This window comes from Tissierella simiarum (assembly GCF_018917865.1).
GTDB lineage: Bacteria > Bacillota > Clostridia > Tissierellales > Tissierellaceae > Tissierella_C > Tissierella_C simiarum.
This window is the reverse complement of the sequence record NZ_JAHLPM010000004.1, coordinates 160,238-185,056: the sequence shown is the minus strand read 5'-3', so window position 1 is coordinate 185,056 and position 24,819 is coordinate 160,238. Positions and strand designations below refer to the sequence as shown.

The 24,819-nt window shown below is 30.4% G+C and carries 30 protein-coding genes; all 30 read left to right on the top strand.

The features are described 5' to 3' along the window. Positions 1-64: 64 nt before the first annotated feature. The 30 genes from KQI42_RS06775 (at position 65) to frr (ending at position 24,818) form a co-directional block, all read left to right on the top strand. Positions 65-1,441 (top strand): flagellar hook protein FlgE, encoded by a 1,377-nt coding sequence (locus KQI42_RS06775; protein ID WP_216518059.1) that lies wholly within the window; start codon positions 65-67, stop codon positions 1,439-1,441. A 65-nt stretch (positions 1,442-1,506) separates the two neighbouring features. Further along, positions 1,507-1,719 (top strand): flagellar FlbD family protein, encoded by a 213-nt coding sequence (locus tag KQI42_RS06770; protein WP_216518057.1) that lies wholly within the window; start codon positions 1,507-1,509, stop codon positions 1,717-1,719. Between the two features lie 3 nt (positions 1,720-1,722). Continuing rightward, positions 1,723-2,508, top strand: a complete 786-nt coding sequence (locus KQI42_RS06765; protein ID WP_216518055.1) for a motility protein A — start codon at positions 1,723-1,725, stop codon at positions 2,506-2,508. Continuing rightward, positions 2,508-3,233, top strand: coding sequence for a flagellar motor protein MotB (locus KQI42_RS06760; protein WP_216518053.1), 726 nt, complete (start codon positions 2,508-2,510; stop codon positions 3,231-3,233). Before KQI42_RS06765 ends, KQI42_RS06760 begins: the two co-directional genes overlap by 1 nt. A gap of 19 nt (positions 3,234-3,252) precedes the next feature. Next, entirely contained in the window at positions 3,253-3,669 is a 417-nt protein-coding gene (locus KQI42_RS06755) for a flagellar basal body-associated FliL family protein (RefSeq protein WP_216518051.1), read from the top strand. An 18-nt stretch (positions 3,670-3,687) separates the two neighbouring features. Continuing rightward, positions 3,688-4,686 carry a flagellar motor switch protein FliM gene (fliM, locus tag KQI42_RS06750; protein WP_216518049.1) on the top strand — a complete coding sequence of 333 codons (999 nt, stop codon included), beginning with the start codon at positions 3,688-3,690 and terminating at the stop codon, positions 4,684-4,686. Then, on the top strand, positions 4,670-5,851 hold the full coding sequence (gene fliY / locus KQI42_RS06745; RefSeq protein ID WP_246566190.1) for a flagellar motor switch phosphatase FliY: 1,182 nt from the start codon (positions 4,670-4,672) through the stop codon (positions 5,849-5,851). The genes fliM and fliY overlap by 17 nt, the downstream gene beginning before the upstream one ends. A gap of 25 nt (positions 5,852-5,876) precedes the next feature. Then, the gene (locus tag KQI42_RS06740; RefSeq protein ID WP_216518047.1) at positions 5,877-6,239 is read left to right on the top strand and encodes a response regulator; all 363 of its coding nucleotides are present in this window, start codon (positions 5,877-5,879) and stop codon (positions 6,237-6,239) included. A 4-nt stretch (positions 6,240-6,243) separates the two neighbouring features. Further along, positions 6,244-6,732: a flagellar biosynthetic protein FliO gene (locus tag KQI42_RS06735; protein ID WP_216518045.1), complete on the top strand. Its 489-nt coding sequence runs from the start codon at positions 6,244-6,246 to the stop codon at positions 6,730-6,732. 1 nt (position 6,733) lies between these two features. Beyond that, on the top strand, positions 6,734-7,492 hold the full coding sequence (gene fliP / locus KQI42_RS06730) for a flagellar type III secretion system pore protein FliP (protein ID WP_216518043.1): 759 nt from the start codon (positions 6,734-6,736) through the stop codon (positions 7,490-7,492). Between the two features lie 10 nt (positions 7,493-7,502). After that, on the top strand, positions 7,503-7,772 hold the full coding sequence (gene fliQ, locus KQI42_RS06725) for a flagellar biosynthesis protein FliQ (RefSeq protein WP_216518041.1): 270 nt from the start codon (positions 7,503-7,505) through the stop codon (positions 7,770-7,772). A 13-nt stretch (positions 7,773-7,785) separates the two neighbouring features. Further along, positions 7,786-8,553, top strand: coding sequence for a flagellar biosynthetic protein FliR (gene fliR, locus KQI42_RS06720; RefSeq protein WP_216518039.1), 768 nt, complete (start codon positions 7,786-7,788; stop codon positions 8,551-8,553). 16 nt (positions 8,554-8,569) lie between these two features. Then, positions 8,570-9,658 (top strand): flagellar biosynthesis protein FlhB, encoded by a 1,089-nt coding sequence (gene flhB / locus KQI42_RS06715; RefSeq protein WP_216518037.1) that lies wholly within the window; start codon positions 8,570-8,572, stop codon positions 9,656-9,658. Positions 9,659-9,669: 11 nt separating this feature from the next. Further along, the gene (gene flhA, locus KQI42_RS06710) at positions 9,670-11,697 is read left to right on the top strand and encodes a flagellar biosynthesis protein FlhA (RefSeq protein ID WP_216518036.1); all 2,028 of its coding nucleotides are present in this window, start codon (positions 9,670-9,672) and stop codon (positions 11,695-11,697) included. Continuing rightward, positions 11,697-12,797, top strand: coding sequence for a flagellar biosynthesis protein FlhF (locus KQI42_RS21645; protein ID WP_216518034.1), 1,101 nt, complete (start codon positions 11,697-11,699; stop codon positions 12,795-12,797). The genes flhA and KQI42_RS21645 overlap by 1 nt, the downstream gene beginning before the upstream one ends. Further along, positions 12,778-13,677 carry a MinD/ParA family protein gene (locus KQI42_RS06700; protein WP_216518032.1) on the top strand — a complete coding sequence of 300 codons (900 nt, stop codon included), beginning with the start codon at positions 12,778-12,780 and terminating at the stop codon, positions 13,675-13,677. Before KQI42_RS21645 ends, KQI42_RS06700 begins: the two co-directional genes overlap by 20 nt. 2 nt (positions 13,678-13,679) lie before the next feature. After that, positions 13,680-14,345: a flagellar brake protein gene (locus tag KQI42_RS06695; protein WP_216518030.1), complete on the top strand. Its 666-nt coding sequence runs from the start codon at positions 13,680-13,682 to the stop codon at positions 14,343-14,345. Then, a complete protein-coding gene (locus KQI42_RS06690; RefSeq protein ID WP_216518028.1) occupies positions 14,346-15,395 on the top strand; it encodes a protein-glutamate methylesterase/protein-glutamine glutaminase in 1,050 nt (349 codons plus the stop codon). A gap of 2 nt (positions 15,396-15,397) precedes the next feature. Then, positions 15,398-17,401 carry a chemotaxis protein CheA gene (locus tag KQI42_RS06685; protein WP_216518026.1) on the top strand — a complete coding sequence of 668 codons (2,004 nt, stop codon included), beginning with the start codon at positions 15,398-15,400 and terminating at the stop codon, positions 17,399-17,401. A 14-nt stretch (positions 17,402-17,415) separates the two neighbouring features. Next, on the top strand, positions 17,416-17,847 hold the full coding sequence (locus KQI42_RS06680) for a chemotaxis protein CheW (RefSeq protein WP_216518024.1): 432 nt from the start codon (positions 17,416-17,418) through the stop codon (positions 17,845-17,847). A 12-nt stretch (positions 17,848-17,859) separates the two neighbouring features. Further along, positions 17,860-18,474 (top strand): chemotaxis protein CheC, encoded by a 615-nt coding sequence (locus KQI42_RS06675; RefSeq protein ID WP_216518022.1) that lies wholly within the window; start codon positions 17,860-17,862, stop codon positions 18,472-18,474. Position 18,475: 1 nt separating this feature from the next. Next, positions 18,476-18,964: a chemotaxis protein CheD gene (locus tag KQI42_RS06670; RefSeq protein WP_216518020.1), complete on the top strand. Its 489-nt coding sequence runs from the start codon at positions 18,476-18,478 to the stop codon at positions 18,962-18,964. Positions 18,965-18,985: 21 nt separating this feature from the next. Continuing rightward, positions 18,986-19,732, top strand: a complete 747-nt coding sequence (locus KQI42_RS06665) for a sigma-70 family RNA polymerase sigma factor (protein ID WP_216518018.1) — start codon at positions 18,986-18,988, stop codon at positions 19,730-19,732. Between the two features lie 13 nt (positions 19,733-19,745). Next, entirely contained in the window at positions 19,746-21,128 is a 1,383-nt protein-coding gene (locus KQI42_RS06660) for a flagellar assembly protein A (RefSeq protein ID WP_216518016.1), read from the top strand. 12 nt (positions 21,129-21,140) lie between these two features. Further along, positions 21,141-21,461, top strand: coding sequence for a hypothetical protein (locus KQI42_RS06655; RefSeq protein ID WP_216518014.1), 321 nt, complete (start codon positions 21,141-21,143; stop codon positions 21,459-21,461). A 12-nt stretch (positions 21,462-21,473) separates the two neighbouring features. Further along, entirely contained in the window at positions 21,474-21,917 is a 444-nt protein-coding gene (locus KQI42_RS06650) for a DUF6115 domain-containing protein (RefSeq protein ID WP_216518012.1), read from the top strand. Positions 21,918-22,038: 121 nt separating this feature from the next. Further along, on the top strand, positions 22,039-22,746 hold the full coding sequence (gene rpsB / locus KQI42_RS06645; RefSeq protein ID WP_216518010.1) for a 30S ribosomal protein S2: 708 nt from the start codon (positions 22,039-22,041) through the stop codon (positions 22,744-22,746). 78 nt (positions 22,747-22,824) lie between these two features. Then, positions 22,825-23,472, top strand: a complete 648-nt coding sequence (gene tsf / locus KQI42_RS06640) for a translation elongation factor Ts (RefSeq protein ID WP_216518008.1) — start codon at positions 22,825-22,827, stop codon at positions 23,470-23,472. 72 nt (positions 23,473-23,544) lie between these two features. After that, on the top strand, positions 23,545-24,258 hold the full coding sequence (gene pyrH / locus KQI42_RS06635; RefSeq protein ID WP_216518006.1) for a UMP kinase: 714 nt from the start codon (positions 23,545-23,547) through the stop codon (positions 24,256-24,258). Between the two features lie 2 nt (positions 24,259-24,260). Continuing rightward, positions 24,261-24,818, top strand: a complete 558-nt coding sequence (gene frr, locus KQI42_RS06630; protein WP_216518004.1) for a ribosome recycling factor — start codon at positions 24,261-24,263, stop codon at positions 24,816-24,818. Position 24,819: the final 1 nt, after the last annotated feature.

Below are 24,819 nucleotides of genomic sequence, written 5' to 3'. Positions count from 1 at the left end.
GGAGGTTATGTATACTTGATTGATGGATGGTATACTGCTGCTCAATATAATGGAGGTATGTAATATGATGAGATCAATGTATTCTGGTGTATCTGGATTAAGAACACATCAGAGCAAGATGGATGTTATTGGTAATAACATTGCTAATGTTAATACAGTGGGGTTTAAAAGAGGTCAAATGACTTTTCAAGAAGTATTTAATCAAGTGATACAAGGAGCTAGTGCTCCACAGGGAGGTAAAGGTGGAACAAACCCTCAACAAGTAGGTATGGGTGTTAGTGTTGGTTCTATAAATACAATACACACTAAAGGACCTGCACAAAGGACGGAAAATCCTACAGATTTAATGATAGATGGAGAAGGATTTTTTGTAGTATCTGACGATCCGAATTTTGGAAATAGATATTATACAAGAGCAGGGAACTTTTCTCTAGATAGAGATGGAAATTTAGTTACTGCTGATGGTTTTAAGGTATTAGGTTATAGAGCTGATGAAAATGGTAACATTACTTCAGATATAGCTAATATAAGGATTAACAAATCAGAAACAAAAGGGGCAACAGCAACTGAAAATATTATAATTAGAGGAAACTTAGATTCTAGATTAGAAAATGATACAGAACACAAGGCGGATACAGAAATTGTAGATAGCTTAGGAAATACTTATACTGTAACTTTTAAATTTATAAAAAATGATACTGGTCAATGGAGAATGACCATAGATAGAATTACTGACAATGCTACAAAAAATTATTATAAGCATGAAGATAGTGGAACTGTTGGAATTGATGGAGCTGATGGTATAGATATTACTTTTGATAAAAATGGAAATATTGAAACCATTGGAGGAAAAAATATAAAAGGTGATACTAATTTATTAGAAAAAATAAATCTCACTAATTTAAATGATATTGTATTCAATTATGATAAAGATGATGAAGAGATAACAGATGCAAAAGGACCTAATGGTAATCTTAAAGATATCACACTTTTCGATAAGGAAAATGAAAATACTTATAAAGATTTACATCAGTATGCAAATGAAATGGATGCAAAGCCTTATAAACAAGACGGTGAAACCTCTGGAAAAATAGAAGGTTTTTCGATTAATGGTGCAGGTGAGATTGTAGGATCCTTTAGTAATGGTGAAAAAAAAGTTTTAGGACAAGTAATGGTAGCCAAATTTGATAATCCTATGGGATTACAAAAACTAGGAAGTAACTTTTTTATAGATACACGTAATTCTGGAGAGCCACAGTTAGGAAAAGCAGGAGCTAATGGATATGGAGCAATAAATGCAGGAAACCTTGAGATGTCAAATGTAGATATATCCTTGGAATTTACTGAAATGATAACTACTCAAAGAGGATTTCAGGCTAACTCAAGAATAATTACTGCTTCTGATGAAATGCTTCAAGAATTAGTAAATATAAAGAGATAAAGTTATTAGGATAGGGTAGATAGATATATTTACCTACCTACCCTATCTTATAAAGGTGGGATACTGTGATAAAGGTAAAGAGATTGAATGGCAAAGAGTTTGTGGTAAATTCTGATTTGATTTTATATGTTGAAGAAACTCCAGATACTGTCATTACCCTTACTAATGGACAAAAAGTTGTTGTAATGGATTCTATAGACGATATAATCAATGAAGTAATAAAGTTTAAGGCAAAAGCCTTTTACCATGAAAGAAGATATGAGGGAAACGAGGTGTAGCAATTGGATATATCAACAGTAGTTGGTCTAATATTGGGAATTGGATTTACAGTTTGGGGAATTTTGGTCTCAGGAGAACTAGGATCATACTGGGATTGGGCTTCGGTTGTTATAGTTCTAGGAGGAACCATAGCTTCAACTTTAGTTTGTTTCCCAATAAATAACTTTCTAAATCTATCAAAAGTTTTAAAGAAGACTATGTTTTACAAAGATACATCAGCTAATGAAATAATTGAAGAAATTATAAATTTAGCTAATATTGCAAGAAAAGAAGGATTACTGTCTTTGGAAGAATATGGTTCTAAATTAGATGATGATTTTTTAAAGAAAGGTATCATGCTTATAGTTGATGGGACAGACCCAGAGTTAGTCAGAAATATTTTGGAAACTGAGTTAGTTTTTCTTGAGGAACGACACTCAGAGGGACAAGGTATACTAGAGGCTATGGGAACTTATGCACCGGCATTTGGTATGATAGGAACTCTTATTGGGCTAATAAACATGCTAAAAAAGATGGACGATCCGAAAGCAATAGGACCAAGTATGTCAGTAGCTTTAGTAACAACATTTTACGGTTCTTTACTAGCGAATGTTATATTCTTGCCTTTAGCTCAAAAACTGAAGGTAAGAAGTAAATCTGAAGTCTTAGTTAAAGAATTAATGATAGAAGGACTTTTATCTATACAAGCAGGAGAGAATCCAAGAATAATTGAAGAAAAGTTGAAAACCTTTATACCACCAGAAATGAGAAAAGAATTTAGGAAAGAGCTAGAGAGAGAGGGAGCATAATGAGTAGAAGAAGAAGGCGAGTTGAAGAAAGTGGAGGAAGTCCAAGCTGGCTTACTACATATAGCGACATGGTAACGTTGCTTCTAGCTTTTTTTGTTCTTTTATTCTCTTTTTCCGAAATAGATGCTGAAAAGTTTAGAAGTATAATGAATAGCTTTCAGGGAGGAACAGGAGTCTTTGATGGAAGTGCCTCTTTAGATTTTCCTAAAAATGTGACTGGTGATGATCAATATTTAGAAGATGAACTTGAAAAATTAAAAGAATACTTAGAAGATTATGCTGAGACTTTAGGCCTAGGCGAGGAAATTACTCTTAAAGTTGAAGAAAGAGGATTGATTGTAAGATTTATGGACAATGTTCTTTTTGACTCAGGGAAAGCGGCCTTAAAGCCAGAATCTATAGAAATTCTTCACTCAGTAGCTGAAATATTAAATAGGGAGGAGTTTGTAGATAGGCATATTAAGGTTGAAGGACATACAGATACTGACCCCATAATTAGAATATCAAAATATCCCACTAACTGGGAATTATCTTCAGCTAGAGCTACTAATGTGTTAAGACATCTAGTTGAAATTGAAAAAATTGATGGAAATAGAATTTCATCTTCTGGCTATAGCTTTTATAGACCTATAGCACCTAATGATACACCTAATAATAAAGCAAGGAATAGAAGAGTTGATATTGTAATTTTAAAAACATCTTATGGAGAATTTGAGCCAAAGTAAAATAGAACGGAGTGGTTTTATGGGAAGCAAGAATACTATCATAATCATAGTTATAATAGCGCTGATTTTTTCTATAGCTGGAGTAGCAATAGGTATTATGATTTATAAAAATAAAAATCCTAATTCACAAAAGGAAATTGCTACCTACAGTTTAACTTTAGAGGATATGTATTGTAACATAAAGGATAGTAAGAAAATATTAAAAGTAAAAATAACCTTAGAGGCTGCTGATAAAAAAACTCATGAAAAACTTGATGGAAAGCAATTTTTAATCAGAGATGATTTAAATAAGATCATAAGAAACAAAACAGAAGATGATCTTAAGGGAAAAGAAGGACAAGTAAATCTGCAAAAAGAGATTAAAGAAAGTGTTATCAAGTTGTTTAATGATGAAAATATAACTAATGTATATTTCAGTGATTTTATTATTCAGTAGGGAGGGAGGTAGAACCAATTGTCTGAAGTATTATCCCAGAATGAAATTGATGCCCTTCTTCAAGCATTAAATTCCGGTGAAGTTGATGTAGAAGAAATTCAAGAAGTGGAAAGTTCTAAAAAAATAAAAAAATATGATTTTAAAAACCCTCAAAAAATTGCTAAAGATCAGCTAAGAACCTTGGAGATAATTCATGAAAACTTTGGCAGACTGTTACAGACTTTTCTGTCGGGTTATTTACGATCTCCAGTTAAAGTAAGTATTTTAACAGTAGATCAATTTGCTTATAGTGAATTTAGTAATGCTATATCAAATCCAGCTTTTTTGAGTATCATAGATTTTGCTCCTTTAAATGGTCAAGTTCTTATTGATATGTCTACAAATGTAGTATATACAATTATAGATAGATTACTAGGAGGAGATGGAACTAATAAACAAGAAATAAGAGGATTTACAGAAATAGAACTATCTTTACTTAAGAGTATGATGCAAAAAGTAATGGCAGATTTAAAAGAAGCTTGGAGCAATGTTGTAGATTTAAAACCTTATTTAGAAAAAATTGAAACAAATCCTCAATTTGCTCAAATAGTACCACCTAATGAAACTATAGCTTTGGTAACCATGAATATAGAAGTAGGATCAACAGAGGGTATGTTAAATATCTGTATACCTTATATTGTATTAGAGCCAATATTAGATAAATTGAGCACTAAGTTTTGGTTCTCTACAAATACTAAAGAATATTCTGAAATTGAACAAAAAGCCATTAGAGAAAGGATGTTAGCTACTAAGGTTCCTTTAATAGCAGAGCTAGGTTCTACAGTTGTACCAGTTAAAGATATTCTAAATCTTCAATTAGGAGATGTAATTAAATTAAATGTGAATAATAAAGAATTAGTTGGTATAAAAGTAGGAAGCAATGTTAAATTTTTAGGTCAGGCAGGAGTATCGAATAAAAAAATGGCAGTAAAAATAGCTGAAGTTGTAAAGGAAGGTGAGAATGACAATGGCCAATGATATGCTATCTCAAGAAGAAATTGATGTACTTTTAAGAGGAACATCTGATACTGAAGTAAGTACTGATGATTATGATGAGTTTATTTCAGATATTGAAAGAGATGCTTTAGGTGAAATAGGTAATATTAGTATGGGTACAGCTGCTACTACATTATCTACTTTACTCAATAAAAAAGTGACTATTACTACTCCAAAAGTAATGGTTACTACGGCAGCGGATTTAGCTTATGAATATCAAATACCTTTTGTTGCAATAGATGTGGGGTATAAAGCTGGTCTAGAAGGATCTAATATATTAATTTTAAATACTGATGATGTTAAGATTATCACAGACTTAATGATGGGAAAAGAAACTGTAGATGTTAATAGGGAAATTTCAGAACTAGATTTAAGTGCAGTTAGTGAAGCTATGAATCAAATGATGGGTTCATCTTCTACATCTTTATCAGAAATGTTTATGAAAAAAATTGATATAAAACCACCTAAATCTTATGAAATAACATTTAGTGAAGGAAGGGAAAAGTTTGATCTATTAAAAAGTGATGTACCTATTATTAAAATTTCTTTTAAAATGGTAGTAGGAGATTTAATTGATAGTCAAATTATGCAGCTTATTCCTTTAGATTTTGGAAAGGAAATGGTAGATATATTATTAGGAAGTTCTTTACCAATAGAGGAGACGCCTATTATGAATGTTGAATCGGCATCAACCATGAATTTAAAAACAGAAACAGAAGACGATGATTATCAAAATAAATTTAATAATAAATCTAATTATGTGGAGACTGAAAAAATTAATAATATAGAGAATATGAATAAAAATGATAATAATATTAAAAAAATTGAAAAAGAAAAAGTAGTGGTAAGAAAACCGGATTTTGAACACTTTGACACATCACCAAATGTTAGCTATAATGAATCTATTGATCTAGTAGGTGATATTCCAGTAGAAATTACAGCTGAGCTTGGACGGACTAATAAGAGAATTAGTGAAATATTAGAATATGGTCCAGGTACTGTAATTGAATTGGACAAGTTGGTAGGAGAAGCGCTAAGCATCTATGCCAATGGTAAATATATTGCTAAAGGAGAAGTAGTAGTAATTGATGACAACTTTGGTATAAGGGTTACGGAAATCGACAATCCCTATAAAAAAAACAGATAAGGACGAGTATTAAGGAGGAGTAAAGATGGCAAATGGAATATTAATAGTTGATGATGCGTCTTTTATGAGAATGATGATAAAAGATATTTTAACTAAAAATGGATTTGAGGTTGTTGGAGAAGCTGAAAATGGATTAAAGGCATTAGAAAAGTTTAAGGAATTAACACCTGAACTTGTAATAATGGATATAACAATGCCTGAAATGGATGGAATCCAAGCTGTTAAAGAAATTAAAAAAGTTGATGGAAATGCTAAAATAGTAATGTGTTCTGCCATGGGACAACAAGCTATGGTAATTGAAGCAATACAAGCTGGTGCAAAGGATTTTATTGTTAAACCTTTTCAAGCTGATAGAGTTATTGAAGCAGTAAAGAAGGTATTAAGCTAGGAATATGAAAAAAATACAAATAGCTTTATGGGTGTTTATAATATTAATAGGGATTAATTCTATAGGATTTACTGAAAGTGTTATAGAAACAAACCCTGTTAAGATGGCTTTTAAACTAATTTTTTATCTTATTATCTTTATACTCATTATATTGCTATCTTTATATGGTACTAAACTTATAGCAAAGAACTACAAAGGTGTTGCTGGCAGCAGATATATTAAAGTTATAGATCAATTAAGTTTGAATTCTAATACCATAATATCAGTTGTTAAGATAAATGGAAAAATTTATATTTTATCTGTAAGCAGCAATAGTACTCATATTATAGATGTAATTAATGAAGAAGAGTTTACAGTAATGGAAGAGGCTGATTTTGATACTTATTTAAATAAGTATTGGAAGGATAGTAAATTAGGTTACAATAAAATTCACAATAAAGCGAAAAAATTTGTAACACGATTTTATAATTCAAAGGATAAGGAAGACGAGTGAAATGAAAACAAAGGCTAAAGTTTTTATAATAGCATTGATATTAATAATATTTCTGACAAACACTGCTTTTGCTGAGCCTAAAGTATCCTTATTCGGCAAAACTGTTACATTAGAAGAGAATAGTAATCCTGAAAATTATGTATTCTCTCTACAACTTTTATTCATCTTAACCATACTTACGTTAGCCCCATCAATATTAATAATGATGACAAGTTTTACTAGGATAGTTATAGTATTATCCTTCATTAGAAATGCATTGGGGCTTCAACAAACCCCTCCTAACCAAATTATTATAGGTTTAGCCTTGTTCTTAACATTTTTTATAATGGCACCTATTGCCACTGAAATTAACAGTGAATCTATCCAGCCCTTTTTGAAGGCTGAAATTAGTCAAGAGGTAGCTATTGATAGAGCAATTGAGCCAGTAAGACAATTTATGTTTAAACAAACTAGGGATAAGGATTTGAGCTTGTTTTTAAGCTTAAAAAATATGGAGAGCATTAGCCAGTTAAAAGATATTCCTACTCATGTTTTAATTCCCGCTTTTATAATAAGTGAATTAAAAACTGCTTTTCAGGTAGGATTTATTATATATATACCTTTTTTAGTTATAGATATGGTAGTTTCTAGTACTTTAATGGCTATGGGTATGATGATGTTGCCTCCGGTAATTATTTCCTTACCTTTTAAGATATTGTTATTTGTATTAGTTGATGGTTGGAATTTAATTGTAAAATCCTTAGTTTTAGGTTTTAAGTAGGAGTGATATTATGAATTATGGGGATGTTTTGAAATTAGCTCAAGATGCTGTACGTACTATTCTTTTTGTTTCAGCTCCTATGCTTATTTTTAGTCTGCTAGTAGGATTAATTGTTAGTATTATACAAGCGGTTACTCAAATACAAGAAGCTACTTTAGCTTTTGTACCAAAAATAATTGCTGTATTACTATCTTTATTGATATTTGGACCTTGGATATTAAAACTGGTAACCCAATTTACCACTGATCTATTAACGAATATTAATTTATATATACAATAAAAAGGTGATTAATATGAATATATTTATAGATTTGATTTTAAATAGATATCAACTTTTTTTACTGATTTTAGTAAGAACTTCTGGTATATTTGTTTTTTCACCTTTTTTCAGCTCCCAAAATATTCCGAACACTATGAAGATTGGGTTATCTTTTACAATATCTTTATTATTAACAACGGCTTTAACTGAAATTCCTAACTTTACTAATGATGCAATGGTTTTTTTGATTATTAAAGAACTAATGGTGGGGATTATTATAGGTTTTATCAGTTATGCTTTTTTTTCTACTTTTTATGTAATGGGACAAATAATTGACATGAAGATAGGTTTTGGAATGGCCAATGTAATAGACCCACAAAATAGAGTTCAAGTTCCACTAATGGGTAATTTTTATTACATATTAGCTTTTCTTGTTTTACTAACTATTAATGGGCACCATACAGTGATTAAAGCTTTAATTGATAGCTATAAATTTATACCAATAGGGAGTTTTAAATATACGCAAGAGACTATAAATTTATTAATAAATACCTTAGCTAAATCCTTTGCAATAGGATTTAAACTGAGTACACCGATTGTTGCTGTAATACTTATTACTGATATAGTCTTAGGAATTATGTCAAGAACAATACCTCAAATGAATGTGTTTGTAGTAGGTATGCCGTTAAAAATAGTAATTGGATTAATAATAATAAGCATCAGTATGCCTATATTTTATGGAGTCATAAATGGTGTTTTTGATGAAATTATTATTGATATTTATAAGTTTTTAAAGATATGAATATAAGGTTGATATTATGATGCTAAAAATAAATCTACAATTGTTTGCGGATTCTGAAAAAACTGAAAAGCCAACGCCTAAAAAAAGAAGGGAAGCTAGAGAAGAAGGACAAGTTTTACAGAGTAAGGAAATTAATACAGTATTCACACTTTTTAGTTGCTTCTTAGGATTGAAGGTATTTGGAAAATTTATGGTTAATGAATTAACTAGATTTATGATAAACATTTTTAATGAAATTGGCAATGTTGAAACTGTACTTAATCAAAATAACTTGTCTATCGGTTTCTTGAAAATTATGTCAGTGTTTGTAGCTATCTCTATACCTATATTATTAGTAGCTTTTTTTTCAGGGTTAGTTATTAATTATTTACAGGTTGGATTTTTGTTTACTACTAAAACTTTAAAGATTAAGTTAAATAGATTAAATCCTATAGAAGGGTTTAAAAGAATCTTTTCTAAAAGAGCCTTAGTAGAATTAATTAAGTCTATACTCAAGGTCATGTTAGTTGGATATATGGCTTATAATTATGGTTATAAACAAATAATCAGAATTATGGGTTATCCAAATATGGATTCTATTCAATTTTTTGTAAATCTTGCTGACTTGATTTTTAGTTTTGCTGTTCGAATATTAGGTGTTTTATTATTATTGGCTGTATTGGATTATTTTTATCAATGGTGGGATTATGAAAAGAATTTAATGATGTCAAAGCAAGAAATTAAAGAAGAGTATAAACAAACAGAAGGAGACCCTTTTATCAAGTCAAAAATAAAAGAAAAGCAAAGAAAAATAGCTATGAGTAGAATGATGCAAGATGTACCAAAGGCTGATGTTATAATAACGAATCCTACTCATTTTGCTGTAGCTTTGAAATATGATAAGGATAAATATGGAGCGCCTTACCTTCTTGCTAAGGGAGCAGACTTAATAGCAGAAAACATAAAAAAAATTGGAAGAGAAAATTCGATTCCAATAGTTGAAAACAAGCCATTAGCTCGAACCATATATGATTCTATAGATGTAGGGGATATCATTCCTGAAGATCTATATGAAGCAGTTGCAGAAGTTCTAGCTTATGTATATAGTCTTAAAGATGATTTTTAGGGGGATAAAAAATGAAGTTTGGAGATATTATAATTGCATTAGCTATTATTGGAATTATTATAATCATTATCATACCAGTACCCAAAGGAGCCTTAGACTTTTTATTAAGTCTTAATATTTCAATATCTTTACTCATTTTGTTATTAGCTATGTATGCAGAGGATGCTTTGCAAATTTCAATTTTTCCTTCTTTATTGTTGATAACAACTTTATTTAGACTCTCGTTAAATATATCAACTACAAGAGGAATCTTAATAGATGGGGATGCTGGAAAAGTAGTGGAAACCTTTGGTAACTTTGTAATTCAGGGTGATCCAGTCGTAGGGTTTATAATATTCTTTATTATAATAATAATTCAGTTCCTTGTAATAACTAAAGGAGCTGAGCGTGTGGCAGAAGTAGCTGCTAGGTTTACTCTAGATGCTATGCCTGGAAAGCAAATGGCCATAGATGCGGACCTAAACTCTGGCCTGATTACTGAAGACGAAGCTAGAAAAAGAAGAAAAGAAGTACAAAAATATGCAGATTTTTATGGGGCGATGGATGGAGCTAGTAAGTTTGTTAAAGGAGATGCTATAGCAGGAATAATAATAACCATAGTAAATATTGCGGCAGGATTTTTAATTGGAATTGTTGGAAAAGGTATGGGCTTATCAGAAGCTCTTCAAAGATATACACTACTTACTGTTGGAGATGGACTTGTAGGTCAAATTCCTGCATTACTTATATCTACTGCTACAGGTTTAATCGTAACTCGTGCAGCTTCAGAGTCTAATCTAGGACAAGATTTAATTCAACAACTTTTTGGTAATAATCCTAAACTTTTATATATTATTGGTGGAGTAATTGGATCGTTAGGAATTATTACTCCATTACCTACTGCTGTATATCTATTACTAGCATTGGTGTTTATAGTTGCGGGATATAAGATAGATAAAACTGTTAAAGAAGAATTTGAGGAGCCAGTTGAAGAAGTATCTGAGGCTGAAGAGCTTAGAAAACCAGAAAATGTGTTAGGGTTGTTAAAAGTTGACGATATAGAATTAGAATTTGGATATGGACTCATTCCTTTAGCTGATATAAATCAGGGTGGAGACCTTCTAGATAGAATAGTTATGATAAGAAGACAAATAGCTATGGAATTAGGGCTAGTGGTACCCATAGTAAGACTTAGAGACAATATTCAATTAAATCCTAATGAATATATAATAAAGATTAAAGGAGTTCAAGTTTCAAAAGGAGAAGTTTATTTTGATCATTATTTAGCTATGGATTCTGGTATGGGTGAAGGTAATATTGAAGGAATAGATACTATAGAACCTGCCTTTGGCTTGCCTGCTAAGTGGATAACGGAAAAAGAAAGAGAAAAAGCGGAGATATTTGGATATACAGTAGTAGATCCACCGTCAGTAATTGCGACTCATTTAACAGAAGTTATAAAAGAAAAAGCCTATGAACTCATAGGCAGGCAGGATGTCAAAATGCTGGTTGATAATGTGAAAGAAGAATATCCAGCCGTAGTTGAAGAAGTTATTCCTAAAGTTCTTTCTTTAGGGGAGATACAAAAAGTTTTAGCGAACTTATTAAGAGAGCAAATTAGCATACGAGATATGGTTACAATTTTAGAAACTTTGGCTGATTATGGAAATGTTACTAGAGATGCAGATTTGCTTACAGAGTATGTAAGACAAAAAATGTCGGGATATATTACAAATAAATATGTAGAAGATAATAGCTTAAATGTAGTTACATTAGATAGTCAAGTGGAAGAAATTATAATGAATTCTATAAATAAAACTGAAACTGGATCTTATTTATCTATAGAGCCAAACAAAGCACAAGTTGTTTTAAATAATACTTTTAAAACGATTCAAAAATTAACATCTATAGGAGAACAACCTATAGTATTAACCGCACCTATAGTCAGATTATACTTTAAAAGATTAACGGAACAAATGACAAGAGATATAATCGTACTTTCTTATAATGAAATCGAACCCTCTGTAGAAGTTCAATCAGTAGGGATGGTGAATATATAGTGAAAATTAAAAAATATACTGGATCTACTACCCATGAAGCTATGTTAAAATTAAAAAGGGAGCTTGGTTCTGATGCAGTAGTATTAAATACGAAGACGGTTAAACCTAAAGGAATATTTGGTTTTTTAAAAAAATCCGTAGTAGAAATTACTGCAGCTTATGAAGAAAAAAATATGATATTACCAACAAGTAATATAAATTATGACAATAAGTTAAATCATATAAATAACGAGTTATCAGAATTGAAAATTTTGATGGAGAGTATATCTAAAAAAGTAGCTTATGATGAAGCTTCAGATTTATTTAAGTTAAAACCTTTTCACGATATATTAGTTACAAATGGTGTTGATTATAATATTTCTTCCAAAATATTGGAGGAAATAAATCAACAAATAAATATACAAAATAAGGATGAAACAACTATAAAAAATATTATTAGATATAATCTGATGGAATATTTGGGATATCCAAAATCCTTAAGTATTGATGAAAATCAAAAAGTAATATTTTTTGTAGGTCCAACAGGTGTAGGGAAAACTACTACATTAGCTAAAATTGCAGCTAAACTAGTTTTAGAAAATAAATATAAGATAGGACTAATAACTTGTGATACTTATAGAATATCTGCTGTTGATCAACTTAAAACTTATAGTGATATTTTAGAACTTCCTTTAGAAATTGCTTATAATCAAGAAGATATGATGAAATCTTTAGCGTGCTTTAAAGATAAAGATATTATACTTGTGGATACAGCAGGAAGAAATCATAAAGATGTGGACCAAAGAGAAGACCTAAAAAAAATAATAGAAACAGCTAATAAGAAAGAGATTTATTTAGTTTTAAGTGCGGCTACAGAGTTAAAAACTTTAAATTCTATAGTCAATAATTATAGCTTTATAGAAGACTTTAAGATAATATTTACTAAGGTAGATGAAACTGAAACATATGGTAATTTATTTAATATTAGATACATTACCAAAAAAGAGCTTTCTTATATTACTACAGGACAAAATGTTCCAGATGATATTGAAGTACTAGATAAGAAAGTTATTGTTGAAAAGTTGATTGGGGAGAACGAGGATGATAGATCAAGCAGATAAGTTAAGGAGATTAATGAAAAAAAGTAAGAATGAAAAATCAACTGAAAAAAATAAAAGTGAGAAAAGAGCTAAGGTATTAGCCATAACTAGTGGCAAAGGCGGTGTAGGTAAAACAAATTTTGCTTTAAATTTTTCTATATCACTACAGAAACTTGGATATGAAGTAATTATCTTTGATGCAGATGTAGGGTTAGCTAATGTGGAAATACTGTCTGGAGTAAACTTAAAAAGTTCTATATCTGATATTATTCTTTTAAATAAAGATATAAATGAAGTAATAGCCAAAGGACCTGAAGGAATAAAAATGGTTTCGGGAGGTTCGGGTCTAAAGGAACTAGCCTTACTAAATGAAGAAAATATGCTAAAAATGTTGAAAGAAATTAAAAAGCTTCAATCTACTGCTGATTTTATAATTATCGATACTGGAGCAGGTATTTCATCTGTAGTTTTAGACTTTGTTATGGCTTCTGATGAAGTTATTATAGTAACTACGCCAGATCCTACATCTATAATGGATTCATATACTTTAATAAAATCCTTATCATCTTATGGGTTCAAAGAAAAACTCAATATTATAACTAATATGGTTGATGACAAAAGTGAAGGTAAAGAAGTTTTTAATAAACTTAACAATGCTACATTTAATTTCCTAAGGATTCAGCTTAATTATTTAGGGTATATAGAAAGAACAAATATTATTAATAATGCAGTAAGAAATCAGATCCCTTTTATAGTATCTAATCCAAATTCTATAGTTTCAAAGAAGTTAAACAACATGACTATTAATTATACAAGCAATAGAGTGATTAAAGAAGATAATGAGAATAAAAGTTTTGCAGAAAAATTGCTGCATATTTTTTCTAGAAGAGGTGAGAGATAGTTATGAAAATGCAAAGTGATCTCTTCAATATTGGTAGTAAAATAGAAATAGAAAGAATAGGTGATGACAAGAACTTATTGTATCCTAGTCAGATCTTGGACATAATAGATGAAAAAAATTTTTTAATTAGCGGGCCAATCTATAAAAATAATTTAGTATTATTACATAAGGAAGAAGATATCTATCTTTTTTATATTATTGAAAATAAGGGTAAATACTCTTTTAAGGCTAAAGTTTTAGAAAGAGATTATACTTCTATATACAAATTAAAGGTTCAAAGAATTTCAAAAATAAACAGAATACAACAGAGGGAATTTTTTAGGTTTCCTGTATGTTTACAAGTAAAAAAAGAATATTTAGCTAAAGATGGTAAAAAAATCATAAACATTAAGGAAAACTGTGAAACTAAAGATATAAGTGGAAATGGGATGAAGCTATTATGTAATTTTAAACATAGTGTAGGAGATAAAGTAAGATGTTCTATAAAAATCTATCATAAAGAAATCAAAGTTGAAGGTCAAGTATTGAGAGTAGGAGAAATTGATGCTTTTAATTATAAATATAGTTTAGGCATTACCTTTACTGATATAGATGAAGATGAAAGAGAACTAATTATTAAATTTATTTTTGAACAGCAAAGAATTATGAGAGATAAAGGATTGATTTAAATGATAAAAGTATTAATTGTTGATGACTCTGCTTTAATAAGAAAAGTACTTACAGATATTCTGAAGGAAGATAAAGAAATAGACATAGTGGGTACTGCTAGAAATGGAAAAGATGCTTTAGAAAAGATTCCTTTATTAAATCCAGATATTATAACACTTGATGTTGAAATGCCAATAATGGATGGATTAACTACATTAAAAAATATTATGTCGACTTATAAATTGCCAGTAATAATGATTAGTAGTTTAACTAAAGAAGGAGCAGATTTAACTTTAAAGGCTTTAGATGAAGGAGCTGTAGATTTTATTCCGAAACCTAAAAATGTATTTAATATGAGTGAAAGTGATATTAAACGTGAGATAATAGATAAAATAAAAATTGGTGCTAAGACTAAAGTGGAAGTGACTACTAACTTATCCTCTTTGGTAAAACCAACTTTTTCATCTGATAAAAAGTTAATAAAAATAAAAAAAGATTTCAGTCATATTGTTGCTATTGGAACATCAACAGGAGGTCCTAGAGCCTTACAAAATATACTGCCTCTATTGCCTCATGATATTAATGCTTCTATAGTAGTAGTACAGCATATGCCTCCTAAGTTCACAAAGTCTTTAGCCGATAGGTTGAATTCCATGTCAAATATTAATATAAAAGAGGCAGAAGAAGGAGATATATTGAATAGAGGTTGGTGTTATATAGCTCCTGGTGATTATCATATGGAGGCGGTTAAAGAGGGAGGCAGCCTAGTTATAAGGCTTAATCAGGAACCGCCTACTATGGGGCTTAGACCTACTGTGGACATCCTTATGAAATCAGTGGCGAGTATTGAAGAATACGCTAAAACTGGAGTGATTTTAACAGGTATGGGTTCTGATGGTGCAAGGGGAATTAGTGAAATGAAGAAAAGAGACAGCTATACAATTGCACAAGATGAGTCAACTTCAGTAGTTTTTGGAATGCCAAAGTCTTCAATTGCCACTAATAATATAGATGAAATCTTGCCACTTAACAGAATAGCCAATAGAATTATTAATATAGTGGGGGTGTAACAATGGATTTAGATATAAATCAATATATTGATGTGTTTGTAGAAGAAGCTAGAGAACATTTACAAAATATGAATGATGTTTTATTAGAATTAGAAAAAAATTCTTCAAATTTAGAGCTTGTTAATGAGATTTTTAGGGTAGCTCATACAATTAAAGGTATGTCAGGTACAATGGGATTTAATAATATGGCCAACTTAACCCATGAAATGGAAAATGTTCTTCAAGCTGCTCGTAGTAATGAAATTAGTATCAATGAAGAAGTCGTTGATATTTTATTTGAGTGTTTTGACGCCCTAGACTCATCGGTAAATAGCATTATTGAAGGAGGTAAAGAAAGTCAAGATTCTAACGATAGTTTAATTGAAAAGTTGTGGAAGATATTAAATAAAGATCAGTCAAATAAATTAGACGGTAAAAGTCGTAGTGAGAGTTGCAAATTAAACGAATATACTGAAGAGATTATCTATAAAGCTTCTATGGAAGGGTTGAATGCTTTTGAAATAGATATTAAGTTAAGCGAAACTTGTATGTTAAAGTCAGCTAGAGCATTTATTATATTTAACACTTTAGAAAGTTTTGGGGAAATAATTTACTCTAATCCTTCTGTAGAAGATATTGAAGATGAAAAATTTAAATTAGAATTCTCTGTTATTTTAATCACACAGCTAGAAAAAGACATGGTCTTTAAAGAATTAAACCAAATATCAGAAATAGAAAGTATTACTATAGATCATTTGGAAAAAGGAAAGGTAGCAGCAGCTGTTACTGCTGAGGAGAATGTAGAAATTAAATTAGAATCTACTGAATCTTCAAATGAAGAAAATCATAAGACAGAGAAAAATATTCAGAACCGTAGTGGAAAAGTTGGAAAAACTGTAAGAGTAGACATAGATAGATTAGATAATTTAATGAATTTAGTTAGTGAACTCATTATAATAAAAACAAGAATGGATGATTTGAGTGGTTCCAACAATGGTGAAAATATGTCAGAAGCCATTGAATATTTAGAAAGAATTACAACTAATTTACATGATGCAGTAATGAAAGTTAGAATGGTTCCAATAGAAAGAGTTTTTAATAGATTTCCTAGAATGGTAAGAGACTTAGCTAAAGAATTGGATAAAGAAATTGATTTGCAAATGAGTGGAGAAGAAACAGAAGTTGATAGAACTGTAATTGATGAGATAGGAGATCCGCTAATACATCTTATAAGAAACTCTATAGATCATGGTATTGAGATACCATCTGAAAGGTTAGAACATGGAAAACCAGAGCAGGGAACTGTTGTACTTAAATCTTATCCAGATGGGAACAATGTTGTAATTGAAGTAGAAGATGATGGAAAAGGTATTGATTATAATAAAGTTAAGAAAAAGGCTATACAAAAAGGAATTGTTACTGAAAGAGAAGCTGATACTTTATCTAATGAGGAAATAATAAGGCTTTTATTTGCACCAGGATTTAGTACTTCTGATAAAATATCTGATATTTCAGGGAGAGGCGTGGGTTTAGATGTAGTAAAAAGTAAAATCGAATCCATTAATGGAACTATTGAAGTAGAAAGTGAACCTTATAAAGGTACTAAATTCATTATAAGAATACCTCTAACATTAGCAATAATACAGGCGCTATTGGTAAAGTTAGATGAAGAAATATTTGCAATACCTTTAAGCTCTATAAATGAGATAACTAATGTAGATAGCAGTAATATTAGGGATATACAAGGGCAAGAAATAGTTTTATATAGAGGAAAAACTTTGCCTATTATTAGATTAAATGAAATATTAGGAACTAAACCTAGGGATGATAATGAAGAACTGATAGTAGTAATAGTTAGAAAGGGAGATAAACAAGCTGGTCTAATAGTGGACAATCTATTGGGGCAACAGGAAATAGTTATAAAATCCTTGGGGAAATATTTAAGTGGCGTAAAATATCTATCTGGAGCTACTATTTTGGGTAATGGGAATATTTCGTTAATACTAGATATAAATTCATTGATATAAAAGGGGGAACCAGTATGCATTCTGAAATTGACAATAAATATGTAATTTTTAAGTTAAATAAAGAGTATTATGGAGTACCAATTAACCAAGTTATTTCCATAGAGAGAATGCAAAAATTCACTAGAATACCAAATGGACCCCATTATGTGAAAGGGGTTATTAACCTAAGGGGAGAAGTAATCCCTATTATAGATTTAAGAGATAAGCTTAATATGGAAATAAAAGAGGTTGACAACAATTCTCGCATAATAATAGTTTCTAATGAGGATATTGTAGCAGGGTTAATAGTAGACTCTTCCTCGGAAGTATTAGAAATCAGCAGAGAAAACGTTGATAAGCCACCTAATACAGCAGAAAATGATTATATGGAATATATATATGGTATAGGCAAGTCTGATGAAAAGTTGATAATTTTATTGGATTTATCAAGAATATTAGAATATTAGAGAGGTGCTGAGATGGCCATTAATGTTGATGATTTAAATACATTTATGATTGATGTTCTTAAAGAACTTGGCAACATAGGATCTGGGAATGCAGCTACTGCTCTTGCTAGTATGATATCTAAGAAAGTAGACATGGGAGTTCCTGCTGTAAAGATATTAGAATTTAAAGATGTGGCAGAGATTTTAGGTGGAGAAGAAAATTTAGTGGTAGGAATCTATTTTGAGTTAATGGAAGATATAGTTGGAAACATGATGTTTGCTCTAGATTTGGATTCTGCCATAAACTTAACAAATCTTTTATATGGCAGACAAAAGGATACCAAAGATCTAGATGAAATGGATATATCAGCTCTTTCTGAAGTAGGGAATATTTTGGCTTCTTCTTATGTTAATTCTTTGAGCGCTTTAACAGGTCTAAAAATATTTATCTCTATTCCATCTATTTCTGTAGATATGGCAGGAGCAATATTGAGCGTTCCAGCTATTCAATTTGGACATGTTTCAGACCACGCTTTAATGATAGAAACTATTTTCGAAGAAGATGCTAAAAAAGTAGTAGGTAATTTATTTTTATTACCAGATATTAATTCCTTTGGGAAAATATTAAGTGCATTAGGGGTACAGTAGTATGAGTATATTAACGATAAAAGTTGGAATGGCAGATTTGAATGTGACCAAATCACCTAATATTTTAACTACGTTAGGCTTAGGTTCATGTGTCGGAATAGCTTTATACGATAAGGTGAATAAAATAGCTGGACTTGCTCATATTATGTTGCCTTCTAGCAAGGAGATTAAAAATAATCAAAATAGAGCTAAATTTGCGGATACTGGTATAGAAGAACTAGTAAAAATCATGTTAAAAGAAGGTGCTAATAAAAATAATTTAGTAGCAAAAATTGCTGGCGGTTCACAAATGTTTTCCTTTAGTTCAAACAATGATATATTAAAGATAGGAGAGCGAAATGTTATAGCTACTAAAAATATATTAAAAGAAATGAATATAAAAATTATCTCTGAAGATACAGGCGGAAACTACGGAAGAACTATAGAACTAAACTCTTTAGATGGTTCGTTATTTATAAGAACTATCGGCCATGGAGAGAAGACTATATAGATTCCATGGGAGGTAATTAATGTGAATGTAGAAGATCTGTGGATAAAATATAATGAAACAAAAGATAAAAAAATTAAACAAAGCTTAATTGAAAACTATATAAGTTTAGTAAGGATTGTTGCAGGAAGAATGTATAATTACTATGGAAGTAAAATTGAATATGATGATTTAGTTAGTTTTGGAGTTATGGGTCTTATAGATAGCATTGATAAATTTGATATTGAAAAGAATATTAAATTTGAAACTTATGCACAAATAAGGGTAAAGGGAGCTATGATTGATAATATCAGAAAATTAGACTGGATTCCTAGATCTTTAAGAAAAAAATCAAAAGATGTACAAAATGCTATTTATAAATTAGAAAATCAGCTTGGAAGAAGTCCAACTAATGAAGAAACTGCCAAGTACCTAGAGATGCCATTAGAAGAATTAGAAATATTATTATCAGACATTGCAACCTTCAATGTATCTTCATTAGAAGAAATGTTAATCAATAGAGGAGATTACTCTTTTGATATAAAGCAAGACAGCAATACACCAGAAGAAATTTATGAAAGCAAGGAAATAAAAAGACTCTTAGCCGTAGCCATTGATTCACTACTTGAAAATGAAAAAATGGTTATTTCTTTATACTATTATGATGAATTAACTTACAAAGAAATTGGACATGTTATGGAACTTTCTGAATCAAGAATTTCACAAATACATAGCAAAGCAATATTAAAAATGAAAAATTTTCTTATAAAGGAAGGCATAAGAGAAAGCTAGTAGGGGGTGTAATATGAAAAAGAGAGAATCAAATATTTTATTAGATATTACAAAAGATGGCTTATATGCTTATATTACTTTGTTAGATAGTAATGATGAAACTGAAGAGGCACAATTTGACTACTCATTAATATTAGAAGAAGTAAAGGAAACGGTAAAGTATGGACTTAAAGAAGAACTTTTAAAATCTTTTTTAGAACACAAGTTTTTTAATGAACAAGTATGTATCGCAGAAGGAGTTGCTCCAATCCCTGGTGAAGATGGTTCTTTAAAATATTATTTTGATACTAACAAGCAGCTTCTACCTAAACTAAATGAAGATGGTACCGTGGATTATAGAGAATTAGATGCTATTAATAGTGTAAAAAAAGGAGATAAGTTAGTTGAAATTATTCCACCAAAGGAAGGAAAGGATGGAGTACGAGTTACAGGGGAAAGAATACAGCATTTAAAAGGAAAGGAGCCACGACTTAAATTTGGGAATAATGTAAAACTTTCAGAGGATGGCAGCTTCTTGTTGGCGGAAGAAAGTGGTTTAGTAGAAATAAAAGATGGAAGAATAAGTGTTTCTAAGGTTTTAGAGATACCAAATGTAGATACTAGTATAGGCAATGTATACTTCGATGGAAATGTTATAATTAAAGGACATGTATTAAATGGTTTCCAAGTAAAGGCTCACGGCTCTATAGAAGTAAGGGGTGTTGTTGAAGGCGGTTGCATTAATTGTACAGGGGATATTTTGGTAAGACAGGGAGTTCAGGGCTATAATAGACAGACTATTTTTACAGAGGGTAATTTAGCAACAAAATTTATAGAAAATTCTATTATTCAAGTTAATAAGAATATTACTTCTGAAGCCATAATGCATAGCCAAGTAACTTCAAAAGGTAATATATTAGTTTTGGGTAAAAAAGGGTTAATAGTTGGGGGTGTATGTAGAGCTCAAAGGGAAATAAGGGCAAGAATCGTAGGTTCTACTATGGCTACAAATACAGTATTAGAGGTTGGTGTTGATCCGGATATAAAGTTAAGACATGAAGAATTAGGTGAAGAACTTAAAAATGTAAAAGAAAACTTAGAAAAGATTACTCAATCTTTGAGTATGCTTGAAGTGTTAAAGCGATCTAATAAGCTGGATAGCAACAAAAGTGAACTTTACAGTAAGTTAACTAAGACTCAATTAACCTTAAGTTTAGAGCTAAGAAAAATAGAAAGACAGTATAAAGAAGTAGCGGAACAAATTGAAAATTTATCTAAAGGACAAATTAAAATAGCAGATACTATTTATCCAGGTGTAAAAATAGTTATTGGTAACAGTGTCATGTATGTAAGAGATGAAATGAAGCGTTGTACCTTTTATAAAGAGAATAGAGATATTCGAGTGGGACCTTATTAAGAGGTGAATTAAATGGCCATAAAACCTATAGATTATAATGTTTTACTTCCAAAGACTCAAGAAGTCTCCAATATGAAACAGGTAGAGAATTTTAAAAACAGAAATTTACTACACAATGGATTTGTACAACAGAAAAAGCTCATAAAGAATAATAGTAAAAAGGTTATAGATCCTAATAAAAGTGAAAATACTAAAATTAACATAAATAATAGGTCGAAAAATCAAGATAATTCAAAGAATAATAAGAAAAATAGATCAAAACAATCAAAGGAAGACGAAAATAAAGAGACATTAAAAAAAGGTCTGGGAAGTAATGTAGATATTCGAATATAACTGAGGTGTGAAATGTTAAGTATTATTTTAAATATATGTGGATTATTTTTAATTGTTTTTTCTATTTATATGATTAATAAGGATTTAAAAAGAGAAAATACTACTATAGAAGAATTGATATCTATAGAAGGAAGAATAAAAGATTACTATGGCTTAATAGAAAATACTATTGAAGACTTTGGGGAATTTATAGATCTAACCTTAAATAAAATAAATAATATAGATAATAAAGTTAATAAAAAAAGTGAGTCTTCTTATATTGAAGAATTTGGAGATAATACTAATAATGAGAATGATAATTCCTTATATATAAAAATAATAGAGTTGAAAAGAATAGGTTTGACGAAGGAAGAGATAGCCAAAAAATTAAATAAAGGTGTAAGAGAAGTTGATATAATATTAAAAATGTATAGTAATAATAAAAAAATAGATAATAATATAAAAAATATTGATTAAAAAGTACCCTTATGTTATACTACTATAGTGATTACACACATTCTCTGATATTTAAGGTTGTGCCTTAAGGTTCCTTAAGTATATGAAGGGGATGGAGGAAAAAAACGCGGAGGTGAATAGTATGTCAGTAATTACAATGAAAGGTTTATTAGAAGCTGGAGTTCATTTTGGACATCAAACAAGAAGATGGAATCCTAAAATGGCACAGTATATTTTTACAGAGAGAAATGGAATCTACATTATTGACTTACAAAAAACAGTTAAAAAAGTAGAAGAAGCTTATGACTTCATGAAAGAAGTATCTGCTAATGGAGGAGAAATTTTGTTTGTAGGTACTAAGAAACAAGCACAAGAGGCCATTGAGGGTGAAGCAAAAAGATGTAATATGCATTATGTAAATCAAAGATGGCTTGGTGGAATGCTTACAAACTATAAAACTATTAGAAAGAGAATTGACAGACTACATGAATTAGTTAAAATGGAAGAGGAAGGTTTGTTTGAAGTCTTACCGAAGAAAGAAGTTATTCAATTGAGACATGAGGCAGAAAGACTTGAAAAATTCCTTGGTGGAATTAAAACTATGAATAGAATTCCAGATGCTCTATTTGTAGTGGATCCAAGAAAAGAAAGAATTGCTGTAAAAGAAGCTCAAATACTTGGAATACCAGTAGTCGCTATAGTGGATACTAACTGTGATCCAGATGAAGTTGATTATGTTATACCAGGAAATGATGATGCAATTAGAGCCGTAAAATTATTGACTGAAACCATTGCTAATGCTGTTTTAGAAGGCAAGCAAGGGGAACAAATAGAGAGCAGAGAAGAGTAATTTAGAAGGGTAAGGGCTTCTAAGGGATAAGTCGTCCCTTATGCTCTTACCATTTTTAACAATTCGAGGAGGGATAGAATGAATATAAGTGCTGCACAAGTTAAGGAATTAAGAGAAAGATCTGGAGCAGGTATGTTAGATTGCAAAAATGCATTAATTGAAACTAATGGTGATGTTGAAAAGGCTATTGACTTATTAAGAGAAAAAGGATTGTCAAAGGCTGCTAAGAAATCAGGAAGAATTGCCGCTGAAGGTTTAGTAGATGCTTACATACATGGTGGCAGAATTGGTGTTCTTATAGAAGTTAACTCAGAGACTGACTTTGTTGCTAAGACTGATGAGTTTAAGCAATTTGTTAGAGATATGGCTATGCAAGTGGCGGCTGCTAGTCCAAAGTATGTAAGCAAAGAAGAAGTTCCAGCTGAAGAAGTTGAAAGAGAAAAAGAAGTTTTAATGCAACAAGTTGTTAATGAGGGTAAACCAGAACATGTAGCTTCTAAAATAGTTGAAGGTAGATTAGAAAAGTTCTATGAACAAATATGCTTGTTAGAACAACCTTTTATTAAAGAGCCAAGTGTTAAGGTAAATGAATTATTAAATGAAAAGATTGCTAAAATAGGTGAAAACATTAAAATTAGAAGATTTGTTAGATTTGAAGTTGGAGAAGGTCTAGAAAAGAAAGAAGAAAACTTTGCAGAAGAAGTAGCGAAGCAAATGGGTATGTAATTAAATGGAGAACACTTGTTGTTCTCCATTTAAATAAGAGTATATTTGGATATAGACAAGGGAGTGTATAAGATGGAGCCCATATTTAAACGAGTAGTTTTAAAACTTAGTGGAGAAGCTTTGGCTGGAGACAAAGGTTTAGGGATAGATGGAGATACTGTAGTTAGAATATCTGAAGAAGTTAAAAAACTGCATGAAAAAGGCGTAGAGGTAGCTATAGTGGTCGGTGGAGGTAATTTCTGGCGAGGGCGAAGTGCAAAAGAAATGGACAGAACTACGTCAGATTATATGGGTATGCTAGGAACGGTTATGAATGCTTTAGCACTACAAGATGCCTTAGAAAACATTGGAGTAATTACAAGAGTTCAAAGTGCTATTGAAATGAGACAAGTTGCCGAGCCATACATAAGAAGACGAGCTATAAGGCACTTAGAAAAAGGCAGAGTTGTAATATTTGCAGCTGGTTCAGGAAACCCTTATTTTTCAACAGATACAGCTGCTGCATTAAGGGCTGCTGAAATTGAAGCAGAGGTAATATTATTAGCTAAAAAGGGTGTAGATGGTGTTTATGACTCGGATCCTCAAATAAATTCTGAAGCTAAGAAGTTTGAGTCGTTAAAGTATATAGATATATTAAATTTAGGACTTGGGATAATGGACTCAACAGCCACTTCTCTGTGTATGGATAATAAAATTCCATTAATAGTATTTGGTATTGATGAACCAAATAATATTATAAATGTTGTTTTAGGAAAAAAAATAGGTACACATGTAAAGGAGGATTAAGTATGAATTTGGATCTTCATAAAGAAGCTGAGGAGAAAATGATTAAGACTATATCAGTTTACAGAGAGGAATTACTAAGTATACGTGCAGGAAGAGCTAATCCAGCATTACTTGATAAGATAACAGTAGATTATTACGGTCAAATGACTCCTCTTAAACAGGTAGCTAGTGTTTCAGCGCCAGAACCGAGATTGCTGGTTATTCAGCCTTGGGATGCAAAATTAATACCTGTAATTGAAAAGGAAATTTTAAAATCTGATCTAGGATTAAATCCTTCAAATGATGGAAAATTAATAAGATTAGCAATTCCTCAATTAACAGAAGAGAGAAGAAAAGATTTAGTAAAATTGGTAAGAAAAAATGGTGAAAATGCTAAAATAGCTATAAGAAATACTAGAAGAGATGCAAATGAAAAATTGAAAAAAATGGAAAAAAATAAAGAAATTAGCGAAGATGATAAAAAATTAGCAGAAGATGAAATGCAGAAGCTAACTGATAAATTCATTGAAGAAGTTGATGAAATAACAAAGAAAAAAGAAGAAGAGTTAATGGAAATATAAA

Coding starts and splice junctions, on each gene's coding strand:
- flhB (WP_216518037.1), top strand. CDS start 8,570: ATGATGCTAAAAATAAATCTACAATTGTTTGCGGATTCTGAAAAAACT.
- KQI42_RS06655 (WP_216518014.1), top strand. CDS start 21,141: ATGGCCATAAAACCTATAGATTATAATGTTTTACTTCCAAAGACTCAA.
- pyrH (WP_216518006.1), top strand. CDS start 23,545: ATGGAGCCCATATTTAAACGAGTAGTTTTAAAACTTAGTGGAGAAGCT.
- KQI42_RS06690 (WP_216518028.1), top strand. CDS start 14,346: ATGATAAAAGTATTAATTGTTGATGACTCTGCTTTAATAAGAAAAGTA.
- KQI42_RS06695 (WP_216518030.1), top strand. CDS start 13,680: ATGAAAATGCAAAGTGATCTCTTCAATATTGGTAGTAAAATAGAAATA.
- KQI42_RS06675 (WP_216518022.1), top strand. CDS start 17,860: ATGGCCATTAATGTTGATGATTTAAATACATTTATGATTGATGTTCTT.
- KQI42_RS06650 (WP_216518012.1), top strand. CDS start 21,474: ATGTTAAGTATTATTTTAAATATATGTGGATTATTTTTAATTGTTTTT.
- fliY (WP_246566190.1), top strand. CDS start 4,670: ATGACAATGGCCAATGATATGCTATCTCAAGAAGAAATTGATGTACTT.
- fliR (WP_216518039.1), top strand. CDS start 7,786: ATGAATATATTTATAGATTTGATTTTAAATAGATATCAACTTTTTTTA.
- KQI42_RS06670 (WP_216518020.1), top strand. CDS start 18,476: ATGAGTATATTAACGATAAAAGTTGGAATGGCAGATTTGAATGTGACC.
- KQI42_RS06680 (WP_216518024.1), top strand. CDS start 17,416: ATGCATTCTGAAATTGACAATAAATATGTAATTTTTAAGTTAAATAAA.
- KQI42_RS06760 (WP_216518053.1), top strand. CDS start 2,508: ATGAGTAGAAGAAGAAGGCGAGTTGAAGAAAGTGGAGGAAGTCCAAGC.
- KQI42_RS06660 (WP_216518016.1), top strand. CDS start 19,746: ATGAAAAAGAGAGAATCAAATATTTTATTAGATATTACAAAAGATGGC.
- KQI42_RS06775 (WP_216518059.1), top strand. CDS start 65: ATGATGAGATCAATGTATTCTGGTGTATCTGGATTAAGAACACATCAG.
- frr (WP_216518004.1), top strand. CDS start 24,261: ATGAATTTGGATCTTCATAAAGAAGCTGAGGAGAAAATGATTAAGACT.
- fliQ (WP_216518041.1), top strand. CDS start 7,503: ATGAATTATGGGGATGTTTTGAAATTAGCTCAAGATGCTGTACGTACT.
- KQI42_RS06685 (WP_216518026.1), top strand. CDS start 15,398: ATGGATTTAGATATAAATCAATATATTGATGTGTTTGTAGAAGAAGCT.
- KQI42_RS06740 (WP_216518047.1), top strand. CDS start 5,877: ATGGCAAATGGAATATTAATAGTTGATGATGCGTCTTTTATGAGAATG.
- KQI42_RS06755 (WP_216518051.1), top strand. CDS start 3,253: ATGGGAAGCAAGAATACTATCATAATCATAGTTATAATAGCGCTGATT.
- flhA (WP_216518036.1), top strand. CDS start 9,670: ATGAAGTTTGGAGATATTATAATTGCATTAGCTATTATTGGAATTATT.
- fliP (WP_216518043.1), top strand. CDS start 6,734: ATGAAAACAAAGGCTAAAGTTTTTATAATAGCATTGATATTAATAATA.
- rpsB (WP_216518010.1), top strand. CDS start 22,039: ATGTCAGTAATTACAATGAAAGGTTTATTAGAAGCTGGAGTTCATTTT.
- KQI42_RS06735 (WP_216518045.1), top strand. CDS start 6,244: ATGAAAAAAATACAAATAGCTTTATGGGTGTTTATAATATTAATAGGG.
- tsf (WP_216518008.1), top strand. CDS start 22,825: ATGAATATAAGTGCTGCACAAGTTAAGGAATTAAGAGAAAGATCTGGA.
- KQI42_RS06700 (WP_216518032.1), top strand. CDS start 12,778: ATGATAGATCAAGCAGATAAGTTAAGGAGATTAATGAAAAAAAGTAAG.